Origin of the sequence: Nocardiopsis xinjiangensis YIM 90004, from assembly GCF_000341145.1 — a bacterium.
In the GTDB taxonomy this organism is placed as follows: domain Bacteria; phylum Actinomycetota; class Actinomycetes; order Streptosporangiales; family Streptosporangiaceae; genus Nocardiopsis; species Nocardiopsis xinjiangensis.
Genome location: NZ_ANBE01000025.1, coordinates 1 through 12,097, shown reverse-complemented (window position 1 = coordinate 12,097; position 12,097 = coordinate 1). Strand labels below are relative to the sequence as shown.

General features: G+C 69.9%; 8 protein-coding genes. 7 read left to right on the top strand and 1 reads right to left on the bottom strand.

Translation table 11 applies throughout. From position 1 onward, the window contains the following. The first annotated feature begins 820 nt into the window (after positions 1-820). The 4 genes from D473_RS0112905 (at position 821) to D473_RS0112890 (ending at position 4,771) form a co-directional block, all read left to right on the top strand. The gene (locus D473_RS0112905) at positions 821-1,483 is read left to right on the top strand and encodes a DUF6230 family protein (protein ID WP_017609484.1); all 663 of its coding nucleotides are present in this window, start codon (positions 821-823) and stop codon (positions 1,481-1,483) included. Positions 1,484-1,545: 62 nt separating this feature from the next. Beyond that, positions 1,546-1,983 (top strand): DUF6114 domain-containing protein, encoded by a 438-nt coding sequence (locus tag D473_RS0112900; RefSeq protein ID WP_017609483.1) that lies wholly within the window; start codon positions 1,546-1,548, stop codon positions 1,981-1,983. 190 nt (positions 1,984-2,173) lie between these two features. Next, entirely contained in the window at positions 2,174-2,839 is a 666-nt protein-coding gene (locus tag D473_RS0112895) for a hypothetical protein (protein WP_017609482.1), read from the top strand. Between the two features lie 291 nt (positions 2,840-3,130). After that, positions 3,131-4,771 (top strand): AMP-binding protein, encoded by a 1,641-nt coding sequence (locus D473_RS0112890; protein WP_017609481.1) that lies wholly within the window; start codon positions 3,131-3,133, stop codon positions 4,769-4,771. A gap of 89 nt (positions 4,772-4,860) precedes the next feature. Here the strand turns inward: D473_RS0112890 and D473_RS0112885 are convergent, their stop codons facing one another. Beyond that, complete coding sequence (locus tag D473_RS0112885; protein ID WP_017609480.1) at positions 4,861-6,645, bottom strand: PASTA domain-containing protein; 1,785 nt, start codon at positions 6,643-6,645, stop codon at positions 4,861-4,863. A gap of 185 nt (positions 6,646-6,830) precedes the next feature. Here D473_RS0112885 and D473_RS0112880 point away from each other — a divergent pair, with 185 nt between their 5' ends. The 3 genes from D473_RS0112880 to D473_RS0112865 all read left to right on the top strand — a co-directional run bounded on the left by D473_RS0112880 (position 6,831) and on the right by D473_RS0112865 (position 11,932). Further along, a complete protein-coding gene (locus D473_RS0112880) occupies positions 6,831-7,349 on the top strand; it encodes a YbaK/EbsC family protein (RefSeq protein ID WP_026126891.1) in 519 nt (172 codons plus the stop codon). A gap of 172 nt (positions 7,350-7,521) precedes the next feature. Further along, positions 7,522-9,558 (top strand): phenylacetic acid degradation bifunctional protein PaaZ, encoded by a 2,037-nt coding sequence (gene paaZ, locus D473_RS0112875; RefSeq protein WP_017609478.1) that lies wholly within the window; start codon positions 7,522-7,524, stop codon positions 9,556-9,558. An 859-nt stretch (positions 9,559-10,417) separates the two neighbouring features. Continuing rightward, positions 10,418-11,932, top strand: a complete 1,515-nt coding sequence (locus D473_RS0112865; RefSeq protein WP_017609477.1) for an AbgT family transporter — start codon at positions 10,418-10,420, stop codon at positions 11,930-11,932. Positions 11,933-12,097 lie beyond the last annotated feature (165 nt).

The window sequence follows — 12,097 nt, the reverse complement described above, 5'->3', positions numbered from 1 at the left end:
CCGGTGGGTTTCGGTGAGCAACTCTTCGAGTTTACATGTCCCGAGCAGTGCTCGAACCAAGTTCCGAAGAAGAGGTGTCCGTCCGACGGTCGGCAGCGGCCCGATGTTCGTTCCGCACGCCCGCTCCGTGGCGACTCGAGAAACACTACCCCCCGCCCGGGACCGGAGCAAACCAGGACCCTGTGCCCCCGCTCACACGAGAAAGGCCCGCCCTGCAGGCGATTCGGCCCTCTTTTCGCGCGTGCGCGCGAGGGTTGGCACCCCGGCCCCGTGCAGGGCGCGAAAACCCGGGCGGCACCGGACCGCTCCCCTCTCGGCCTTCCCCCCGCTCTCATGAACCACATGCTTCACGCACGCCCCACCGAGGCCCGCCCGAAGGAGGCCCGACACCGTGCATGTGCTCCGGGACCGAACCCCTCACATGACTGGGCACACCTGACTCCTCACCCGAGTGAGGAATTGTGGCCGGCTCTCGACTCACGTCCGTGACAAGAAAGGAAGCTCCCTGCTGCAGAACACCCACGGTTCTCCCTGCTGACCGGGAAAACTTCTCTGCCTCCCCCTTCCAAGCAACTTTCTATCGGCATGCATGCAGGTCATGAGCTGATCGCAGGCACATATTCCACATTTCTCCAGGCAAGTCGATAAGTCCGAGAAAAGTCAGAGAAACACCCTTGAAAAGCTGCCGAGGCCGATCGATGATGTGCATGCAGGACGGAAAGCCGGTCCGGTGCTCCCCGCCGCACGGACATCCCCCAGGCCGCGTCCCCGCACCAGGGGTACGAGCGCAGCGCGGCCGTGCCTCCACGGAAGGACACGCATGGACAGCACATCCCCCCGGGCCTCCGACGGGGCCCTCAGCTCTGAGGAGATACCGGAGAGCCACACCAGTTGGAAACGGTTCGCGCTCTTCGCCGCCCCGGCCGGCGTCGCCGTCGGCGCCCTTCTCGTGGGTATGGCCAACGGCGCCCTGGCCGCGTCCTTCTCCGTATCCAGCCAGCAGTTCAAGATCTCCGCCGACGAAATGTCCGGTGAAGGCTTCGCACAGTTCGGGTGGATCGACGCGACCGTACGGGATGAAGCCGTTCCGGTCGCGGTCGCCGGTATCCGCGAGGCCGAGATCCACAACCTCTGCCAGTCGGTCCTGACCACGGAGTTCCCCTTCGTCGGGGACATCTCGTTGATGCTGACCGCCGGCGACGCCGGTACCCCGGTCGAGGCCTCCGACCTGGTCATCGACATGGAGCAGATGGACGGCAACGCCGAGTTCGAGACGATGGAGATCGGCCGTGACGCCTCCACCCTCGACGAGGGACCGGACGGCTTCGGCTCAGGTCAGGGGCACAACGACCTGTTCGGCATGCAGTCCGAAACGATCCACGTCGAAGACCTCGAACAGACGGCGTGGGGCGCCTCGGCCGGCATATTCCGGCTCAACAACCTCAGCCTCGGTGTCGGTCTCGGGGACGACGAGTGCTTCTGAACAGACCGTGGGCCGCCTGGTCCCGCTGGCGTAAGAGACGTCCCTTCGCAGGTGGTCTCCTCATGATCGCCGGCGGTGTCGAGATGGTCGTGGTGGCGCGGCTCCCCGTTGAGCTCGCCCTGCAGCTCGGCGTCGGTGCCGTCTCCACGTTCCTGTTTTCCGGGATGCTCATCGTCCTGGGTCTGATCACGTGGTTCACGCCCGGCCAGCACATGATCACCGGCTCCCTGGCCGGGTTCATCGCCCTGGGAGCGCTCGTGCTGTCCAATCTCGGCGGCCTCGTCATCGGTTCGCTGTTCACACTGATCGGCGGAGGGCTCGCCTTCGCTTGGCGTCCCGTGGCCCGGCCCCCGCGCAGCCGTCGGCGACACAGGCGTGGACGGCATACCCATGACGACGATCCCCACGATCCCGGCCCCGACGCCGGGAAGGAGGACGTGTCGGACGACGCCCCGACGGAGCTCCTTCCCCCGTCGGCCTCGCAGCAGGCCGGGAACTGATCCGGCCTCCGTTCCCGGCCGAGGACGGGCCCACCCCGCTTCCGGTAGGAGGTGCGCGACCGCTCGTGCCTCCCACCGGTCGGCCCATCGGAAAACCACGGTGACCTACTCGGCGCGTACTCCCCCCGCTCGATGCCGGGCCACGCCGCACTCCTGTGCGCGTTCCGGCCGTTACTCGCAAGGAGGTTCCATGTCGTTCCCCCGATCAGTCACCCGTCCCGTCCTGGCCCTGGCCGGCGCGGGCGTGCTCGCCCTCGCCTGGGGTGGTTCTGCTGTCGCCGCCCAGCAGGGATCCACCACCGTCGAACCCGCCGGTGCCGCGTTCTCCGCGTCCCTCGAGGGGGAGGCGGTCTTCGAGGCCGGCCCGATGACGGTGACGTGCACGGTGTCGGAGACCGGTCCCGGCGACGGAAACAACCTGGTGCCGGAAGAGCCCGACAACCACAACCCGGAGGGTGCCGTCGGCGGCCCGATCAACGCTCCCGGTTTCGAGGACTGCGAGACCGACGTGCCCCTGGTGGACGTCGAGGTCGATGTCGCCGACGCGGTCTGGGACATGTCGATGCAGCACGGCGAGACCTCGGTCGGCACGATGCACGTCCCTGCGGCCGGGATCGTGGTGACCACCAGCGGGTTGTCCTCCTGCACCGCCACGGTCAGCCCCGATGCCCCGGTCGGCATCGAAGGAACGTGGGCCAACGGGGACACGGCCTCCACACTCGCGTTCGACACCACGGCCCCGGTCGAGATCGAGGGCGGCATCGCGTGCCCCGACGACTCGGAGGCCGGGTTCGCCGCCTCGTACACGGTGGTCAACGCCGATGCCCCGGACACCCCCATCACTGTCGGCCCGTGACCCGGGCGCCCCGCACCAGTGAGGTGCGGCCGACCCGATGAGAACCAGGGGCCGTCGCCCGCGTGCGGCGGCCCCGCCGTACGGGCGGTGCCCCACACGTTCTCCACAGGCGCGGAGGTGACAGACATGTGTGTTCGGGTGACAACTACGCGCTGGTAGCGGCTCACCTCGGACCGCAGAAACCCCGTGGGCCCCTCACCTACGGTCGCAGTACTCCGCGGAGTCACGAGGCGAAGGCTCCCCGGAGGGCACGGACCGCTTCGCCCCGTCCCCGTCCCCTTCGGAGACACCATGGCAGCAGACGCCGGAAGCACGCCCATCTCCTCCCCCTTGCGCCAGACCTTCGAGACGGTGCGGATCCTGGTCCGTGCGGGGGTGCTCTCCCCCGGGCGTCCGGACAGGATCGCCCGCCAGCTCAAGGCCCTGAAGGCGTGGGGGCCGACCATCGCGGGCGGCTACGCGGCCGCGAACGAACGCACCCCCGGGTCCGTGGCGGTCATCGACGAGGACGGTTCCTCGACCTTCGCCGACATGAACGTGCGCGGGCGGCAGCTCGCCCGCGACCTGTGGCGATCCGGGGTCCGGGAGGGTACCCGCGTCGGTCTCCTGTGCCGCAACCACAGCGGTTTCGTGCAAGCCATGATCGCGTGCGGGCGTCTGGGCGCCGACGTGGTCCTGCTGAACACCGGGCTCGCCGCCGCACAGATCACCGCGGCGGCCGCGGACAACGAGGTGGGCGCGCTGATCGCCGACGCAGAGTTCGAGGAGGTCTGCTCCGGCCTGCCGTCGGAGGTACCGCGGTTCACGGCCTGGGGCGAGCCGGCCTCACCGGGGCCGAAGGTTCCGTGGCGGCCCGCCGAGGTACAGGAGGAGGAGCCGGCGCCCCCGGCACGGCCGGGGCGGTTGGTGGTCCTGACCTCGGGGACGACCGGGGCACCCAAGGGAGCGCGGCGTCCCACGCCGAAGGGGCCGCAGGACGCGGCCTCGGTGCTGTCACGGATCCCGCTGCGGTCCTCGGACCGGATCCTCGTCTCCGCGCCGATCTTCCACACGTGGGGGTTGGCCGGGGTGCAGCTGGGGATGTCGATGCGGGCGACGTTGGTGACGCGCCGGCTGTTCGAGCCCGAGGACGTGCTGCGCACCGTTCAGGAGCAACGGTGCACGGCGTTGTTCGCGGTTCCGGTGATGCTGCGACGGATCATGGACCTGCCGCGGTCGGTGCGGGAGAAGTACGACACCTCGTCGCTGCGGGTCGTGGCGTGCAGTGGTTCGGCGATGAGCCCGCAGTTGATCACCGGTTTCATGGACACCTTCGGGGACGTGCTGTACAACCTGTACGGCTCGACGGAGGTCTCGTGGGCGACGATCGCGGGGCCGCAGGACATGCGCAAGGCCCCGACGACGGCCGGCCGGCCCCCGTTGGGGACCCGGGTGGCGATCCTGGGCCCCGACGGCAACGAACTGCCCAACGGGAGCGAGGGGTCGATCTTCGTCGGGAACGACATGCTGTTCGACGGGTACACGAACGGCAGGAGCAAGAAGACGCAGCGGGGCCTGATGGAGACCGGCGACCGCGGCCATGTGGACGGGTACGGGTTGTTGCACGTGGCGGGCCGGGACGACGACATGGTCGTCTCCGGCGGTGAGAACGTGTTCCCCCGTCCGGTGGAGGAGGCCGTCGTCGCGATGCCGGGGGTCCGGGAGGTCGTGGTCAAGGGCGTGCCCGATGAGGAGTTCGGGCAGCGGTTCGCGGCCTACGTCGTCCCGCACGACGGCGCGGTCGTGGACCCGAACGCGGTGCGCATGCAGGTGCGCGCGGAGTTGGGCCGGTACTCGGTGCCCCGGGACGTGGTCCTCCTGCCGGAACTGCCGCGCAACGCGACGGGAAAGGTGGTCAAGCGGCGGTTGCCGGACAGCGCACCGGGCGCGTGACTCCCGGGGGGACTCTGTCGGGGAACATGTGCTCCGGGAGCCGGCCGGCCGGGACGCGGAGGCCCTCGCCGCTCGGCCGCGGGGACGGGTCAGCAGCTGCCGACCTCTTCCCACACGCCCCACTGGTCGGCGACGATCGGCGGGACCGCCCGGATCTCCCTCTGGGCCTGGTAGACGCTGCCCTGGAAGTGCACACGGTCGCCGCTGCTGTAGGTGGATTCGGGTCCCCAAGCGGCGACGCCGCCGCACTCTCCGCCGCCGCCGTCGCCCTGGCCGCTTTCTTCCTGGTTCCCGTCCTGACCGCCCTCGTCCTCGGAAGCGGCGTCGTCCTCGGGCTCCGGGCCAGCGGAAACGGTGATGGTGACGACGCCTTCTTCCGCCAGGATCGATCCGGGTTCGGGGGTCTGGCCGATGACCTGGCCCTCGGGGACGGTGTCGTGGTGTCCTCGGACGACCTCCGCACTGAGGTTCAGTCCGTCGAGCGCTTCACCGGCCTCGCCCTGGGGCATCCCGGCGAGCTCGGGGACGATGATCCCCTCACTGACGGTGAGGGTGATCGCTTCCTCACGGTCGGCCTCCGCGCCGGCCTCCGGTTCGGTGGACAGCACGGTGCCGGGGGCGTGGTCGCTCGAGTCCTCCTTCACCGCGTCGATCCCCCCGAGACCGGCCTCCCGCAGGGTGGAGCGGGCGTCCTCCTCGCTGCTGCCGACCACATCGGGCACGGCGACGTGCTGGGGCCCTTCGGACACGTGGAGGACGACCTCGCCGCCCTCCGCCACTTCGGCGCCGGGTCCGGGGGTGGTCTCGGCGACGCTTCCCGGATCGATGTCCTCGCTGTAGGCCTCGCCGAGGCTCACGTCGAGGTCGAGGTCGAGCGCGGCCAGTTCCGCCTCGGCCTCCTCCGGGTCGGAGCCGAGCAGGTCCGGGAGTTCGGTGCTGCTGCCGCCCAAGAACGCCCATCCGCCGGCGAACAACGCCAGGACGAGCACGCCGGCGGCGACCAGGACGGGCACGCGTTTGCAGAAGGGCACGGCGCCCGCGCGGTCCGCCTCTTCCTCCTCCGATGGTGTGACCACGGGGATGGGCCGGGTGTCCTCGGCCTCACGGTTCCCGTAGTCGCTGGGCAGGCTCCGCAGCACCTGGTCGACCATGGCCAGGTACTGGCCGGCGTCGCGGGGGCGGTGGCGGGGGTCGGGCTCGGTCGCGTCGGCGACCAGCCTGTCGAGGTCCGGCGGGATCTCGGGGACGGCGGTGGAGGTCCGCAGGGGCCGGGTGTCGTCCTTCGGTGCGCCGCCGGTCATGAGTGTGTACAGGACCACGCCCATGTCGTGCACGTCGGCGCGGGTGCCGGGTTCTTCGTCGGGGGCGGCCCCGGAGAACAGCGAGAACCCGGTGAGGCGGACCCGGCCGTCGTCGTCGAGCACGATCTCGTCGGTGCTGATGGCGCCGTGGGGCAGACCGGCCCGGTGCATGGCGGCGAGTCCCTGGAGGACGTCGGCGACCACGGACAGTGCGGTGGCGGGGGAGTAGCGCAGCTCCTGGTCGGGCCGGTGGAGGACGTCGGTGAGGGTCTCGCCGGATGCGAACTCGGTGACGCTGTAGACGTGGTCGCCGTCGCGGCCGTGGCCGAGCGTGTCGGCCAGCCCGGGGCCGGAGACGGCACTGAGGGCCTCGGCGCGTTCGCGGAAGGCGTCGACGGACCCCTGGTCCTCCTCGAGCCGGGGGTGCAGGACCGTGACCATGACCGTGCGCTCGGTGGCCAGGTCGTGGGCGGTGTAACCCGTCCCCGAGGCATCGCTGCGCACGCGCCGACCGAGAACGTAACGCTCGTGCAGCGTACTTCCGGAGAGGGGCTCGGGGGAGGGGTTGGACATGGACCGAATTGTACGGGGACACGACCGGACGGATCATCTCCCATCAGGCCAAATATGGACACATCTCCGACCGCGGATGGGACAAGGACCCACGGGAGATCGGGGCCTGGGACGCCCGCACCCACAGCGCCCCCGGGGTTCTCATTACGCTGTGTCCGTGGACCACCTCGACGGAAGGGAACCCGATGACGGGCACACTCACCTGGCAGCGCGCCGACGACCGCCCCGATCTCCTGGCCGAGCCCGTGCTCGCCGCCGTCCGGGGCATGAGCGAGGCGCAGGTCGCCGAGATCGACCCGGACCTGGCCGACACCGCACAGTTCTGTGAGCACTACGGCCTGCCCCTGGGCACCAGCGCGAACTGTGTCGTGGTCGCGACCAAGCGCGGCGGTGAGACCTCCTACGCCGCGTGCATGGTCCTGGCGACCGACCGTGCCGACGTCAATGGGACGATCCGCCGCCATACGGGTGCCCGCAAGGCCTCGTTCGCGCCGATGGACGAAACGACGGGAAGGACCGGCATGGAGTACGGCGGTATCACCCCGTTCGGGTTGCCCGAGGGGTGGCCGGTACTCGTGGACGAGGCCGTGGCCGCCGAGCCCGAGGTGGTCGTGGGCAGCGGGCTGCGCCGGTCCAAGCTCCTGGTTCCGGGGAAGCTGCTGACCGAGCTGCCGGGCGCGGAGGCCCTCGCGCTGACCCGCTGAGCGGCCCTCGCAGGGTTCGGGGCGAGTACCCGGCAGATGCACGGCCACGACTCCGGGGCATGACTACAAAAGCCCAGGTGAGCATGGGTTTACGCACCTGGACCCCATTTACTGACCGATCGTTCTGTAATACGGTACCGGAAGTTCCACTGCCCGAGGAGAGGACCTGCACGTGTCCGAAGTACTGGAGAGCTACGCACAGGGGTCCTGGTTCACCCCCACGGACGAAGGCACACCCCTGGCGGACGCGAACACCGGCGAGACCGTCGCGCGCATCTCCGCCCGGGGGCCCGACCCGGCCGCGATGATCACCCACGCCCGCGAGGTCGGCGGCCCGGCCGTGCGCGCCCTCACCTTCCACCAGCGCGCCAACATCCTCAAAGAGGTCGCCAAGCACCTCATGGAGCACAAGGAAGAGTTCTACGCCCTCTCCCACCGCACCGGCGCCAACAAGCGCGACACCGCCGTGGACGTCGACGGCGGGTTCGGCACCCTCTTCAGCCTCTCCAGCAAGGGCCGGCGCGAACTGCCCAACTCCACCGTGATCCTCGACGGCGGTCTCGAGCCCCTCGGCAAGGAGGGCACGTTCGCCGCCCAGCACGTGTACACCTCCCGCCCGGGTGTGGCCGTGCAGATCAACGCGTTCAACTTCCCCGTGTGGGGCATGCTCGAGAAACTCGCCCCGGCCTTCCTCGCGGGCCTGCCCAGCATCGTCAAACCCGCCGACCAGGCCGCCTACCTCACGGTCGCCGTCTTCAGGCGCATCATCGAGTCCGGCCTCATGCCCGAGGGTTCCCTCCAGCTCCTCACCGGCACCCACGAAGGCCTGGTGGAGAACCTGGGCCCGCAGGACATCCTGGGCTTCACCGGGTCGGCGGCCACCGGGACGATCCTGCGCGGCCACCCGAACGTCGTCGACGGCGGTGTGCAGCTCAACGTCGAGGCCGACTCCCTCAACTGCTCGATCCTCGGCCCGGACGTGGCCGTGGAGGACCCCGAGTTCGACCTCTTCGTCAAGCAGGTCGTCACGGAGATGACGGTCAAGGCCGGCCAGAAGTGCACCGCGATCCGCCGGGTCCTGGTCCCCGAGGCCATGGCCGAGGCCGTCACCGAGGCGCTGAGCGAACGGCTGTCCAAGGTCGTGGTGGGTGCCGCCGACGACCCCGAGGCCAGGATGGGGCCGCTGGCCGCACTCGAGCAGCGCGACCGGCTGCGCGCATCGGTCAAGGCCCTGCGGGCCTCCAGCGACCTGGTCTTCGGCGACCCCGACACCGTCGAGGTGCACGGTGACGCCGACGCCGAGTCCGGCGCGTTCGTCTCACCGCTCCTGTTGCGGGCCCGCCCGGGCGCGCAGGAACCCCACGACGTGGAGCCCTTCGGCCCCGTCAGCACCGTGATCGCCTACTCCTCGGTGGGCGAGGCGGTCGAGCTGGCTGCCCGCGGACGAGGTTCCCTGGTGGGTTCACTCGTCACCCGCGACGAGGACACCGCCCGCGAGATCGTCCTGGGCGCCGCTCCGTGGCACGGCCGCATCCTGGTGCTCAACCGCGACGACGCCAAGGAGTCCACCGGCCACGGTTCCCCGATGCCGGTCCTGGTGCACGGCGGCCCCGGCCGCGCCGGCGGCGGCGAGGAGCTGGGCGGCGTGCGCGGCGTCAAGCACCACATGCAGCGCACCGCCGTGCAGGGCACACCCGACGTGCTCACCTCGATCACCGGGCACTGGACCACGGGCTCGCGCCGCGACGTCGGTGAGGTGCACCCGTTCCGCAAGGACCTGTCGCAGTTGCGGATCGGTGACACGATCTCCTCGGCCGAGCGCACCGTCTCGCGCGCCGACATCGACCACTTCGCCGAGTTCACCGGCGACACGTTCTACGCCCACACCGACGAGGAGGCCGCGGCCGCCAACCCGCTGTTCGGCGGGATCGTCGCCCACGGGTACCTGGTGGTCTCGATCGCGGCCGGGCTGTTCGTGGACCCGGCGCCGGGCCCGGTACTGGCCAACTTCGGTGTGGACCACCTACGGTTCCTCACCCCCGTCAAGGAGGGCGAGACCATCAAGGTGACGCTGACCGCCAAGCAGATCACGCCGCGCACCAACGCCGACTACGGCGAGGTGCGCTGGGACGCCGTGGTGACCAATACCGAGAACGAACCCGTCGCGACCTACGACGTGCTCACCCTCGTCGACAAGGGCGGGAACTGATCCATCGGCTCGGCGACAGGTCCACTGATCGCCGGGTCGCCCCGGGGACATGACCGCGCCCCGGCCCGAGGACGGTTCTTGAGCTCGGGCGGGGGCGCGTCCGTGTCCGGGTGCGGGCCTCCGGTGCCGGCAACGCGGGTTCGAGCGGATCGGCGGGGGAGAGGAGGCAGCACATGGAAAACGAGGCAGGCGAGGGCCGGCGGCCGTGGACCGTTCGACGGCCGAAGCGCACCACCACGCTGCGGGTCGTGGAGGACTTCGCGGCCCCTCCGGAGGACGTCTTCGCCCTGGAGGTGAGCCGGGAGGGGTTCGAGAACGCGATGCCCCCGGGCGTGGAGGCGGTGTCCTGGCCCGAGCGGTTCGCCCCGGGGGAGACCCTGGAGCTCCGCTGGGGCGCCGCGGGTCTGTACCCGGTGCGCTGGATCGCGGTCATCGACGCCTTCGAGGAGGGACGGGCCTTCACCGACCGCCAGGTGCGGGGCCCGTTCCGGTTCTGGCGGCACACCCACCTGGTCGAGCCGCACCACGGCGGCACCCGCCACACCGNCCCGCCCCCCCCCGCCACACCGACGTCGTGGAGTTCAGCACGGGGTTCGGGCCGGCGGGGGACCTGGCCGCGGCGATGGCGATCCGCGGTGGTTTCGGCCCCCGGTTGAGGCGCATGCACGCCGATCTGGGGCACGGCTGACCGGGCGGGAAGACGGTCCTTTGCGGGAGATACGCCCGCTCCAGGGCAGTGGTTGACACGTCACATCCGTCCACATGCAATGTGGAGGACCGCGGAGCGGTGACCCCCTGTCCAGCCGAACGCAAGGAGTGACGCGTGACCACATCCGATGCCACGCGCCCCAGGCTGCCCATGCGTATGCTCCTGGGGTCCCTACAAGTGATCGAACGGGCCGGGAACAAACTGCCGCACCCGTTCTGGCTGTTCACGATCATGGCCGGGCTCGTGATCTTGCTCAGCGCCGGGCTCAACGCCTTGGGTGTGTCCGCCGAGTCCCCCGACGGCGAACGCATCGAGGTCGAGAGCCTGTTGTCCGCCGAGGGTATGCAGGTCATCTTCGGTGACGCGGTGGACAACTTCGCGGCCTTCCCGCCCCTGGCGATCATCATCGTCGTCATGTTGGGTGTCTCGGTCGCCGAACAGAGCGGCATGCTCAACGCGATGCTGCGGGGCAGCGTGACCCGCGTACCGGCCCAGTGGTTGACGTTCGCCGTCGCACTGACCGGTGTCACCGCCAGTGTCGCTTCCGACGCCGCCTACGTCGTGCTCATCCCGCTCGGCGCCCTGCTCTTCAAGGCCGCCGGACGCAGCCCGATCCTGGGACTGGTCGTGGCCTTCACGTCGGCCTCCGCCGGATACAACGCGTCCCTGCTCATCACACCCACCGACGCGCTCCTGTCCGCGCTGACCACCGAGGCCGCCGGCATCATCGACGCCGATCACACGGTCACCGCGCTGGACAACTACTTCTTCACCTTCGTCTCCGCGCTCGTACTCGCCGCTCTGATCACCCTCGTGACCGAGTACGTCCTGAGCAGGCGCACCGACAGCTTGGGGGAGGACCACGACAACGAGGACGACACACACGAGCAGCTGGGTTCCATGGCGCTCACCGCCGGCGAACGCCGGGGGCTGATCAACTCCGGGGTGGTCGTGCTGGTCTTCATCGCCGTCTTCGCGGCGGCGCTGGCCCCGGCAGGTTCGCCGCTGCGCGGGGAGGCCGGCACCGTCCTGGGCTCCCCCGTGATCACCGGGATCGCCTATATCCTGGGGATCCTGTTCCTGGTGGCGGGTGTTGTGTACGGACGCACCGTCGGGAGCATCGCCCGGGCACAGGAGGTGCCCGAGGCGATGGCCGTCGGCGTGCGCGACCTGACGCCCGTGATCGTGCTGTTCTTCGCCGCCTCGCAGTTCCTCGCCTACTTCGGCTGGACCGGGATCGGCGAGATCGTCGCCATCCGCGGCGCCGAGTTGCTCGAAGCGGCGGGTGTGCACCCCGTCGTGCTCTTCCTGGGCATGATCCTGTTCGCGTGCCTGATGAACGTCCTCATCACCAGTGGTTCCGCGCAGTGGACCCTCATCGCGCCGATCTTCGTACCGATGTTCATGCTCCTGGACGTGCCGCCGGAGACCACCCAGGCGATCTACCGCATCGCCGATTCCAGCACGAACGTCATCAGCCCCATGAGCCCCTACTTCGTCATGGCCCTGGGTTTCCTGCAGCGCTACCGCAAGGACGCCGGCATCGGGACGCTGATCTCGCTCACCCTGCCGATCAGCATCACGGTCCTGGTCGGGTGGACCCTGCTCTTCCTCGGCTGGTGGGCCCTCGGGATCCCGCTGGGCCCGGGCGCGGGCGTGCGTTGACCGACCCTTCCTTCTTCTGGAGAGAGACGACTTGAGCAAGACAGTGGCAGCGGACCTGGCCTCGGCCGCCGAACGCAGCCTGCCCGACATGGTCGGTGACCTCCGGCGCCTGGTGGATCTGGAGACCTTCAGCTACGACAAGGCCGCCCTCGACACCGGGTTGGG

Excerpts from the sequence above, each read along its gene's own strand:
- D473_RS0112895 (WP_017609482.1), top strand. The coding sequence starts at position 2,174 with ATGTCGTTCCCCCGATCAGTCACCCGTCCCGTCCTGGCCCTGGCCGGC.
- D473_RS0112900 (WP_017609483.1), top strand. The coding sequence starts at position 1,546 with ATGATCGCCGGCGGTGTCGAGATGGTCGTGGTGGCGCGGCTCCCCGTT.
- D473_RS0112880 (WP_026126891.1), top strand. The coding sequence starts at position 6,831 with ATGACGGGCACACTCACCTGGCAGCGCGCCGACGACCGCCCCGATCTC.
- D473_RS0112865 (WP_017609477.1), top strand. The coding sequence starts at position 10,418 with ATGCGTATGCTCCTGGGGTCCCTACAAGTGATCGAACGGGCCGGGAAC.
- D473_RS0112890 (WP_017609481.1), top strand. The coding sequence starts at position 3,131 with ATGGCAGCAGACGCCGGAAGCACGCCCATCTCCTCCCCCTTGCGCCAG.
- D473_RS0112885 (WP_017609480.1), bottom strand. The coding sequence starts at position 6,645 with ATGTCCAACCCCTCCCCCGAGCCCCTCTCCGGAAGTACGCTGCACGAG.
- D473_RS0112905 (WP_017609484.1), top strand. The coding sequence starts at position 821 with ATGGACAGCACATCCCCCCGGGCCTCCGACGGGGCCCTCAGCTCTGAG.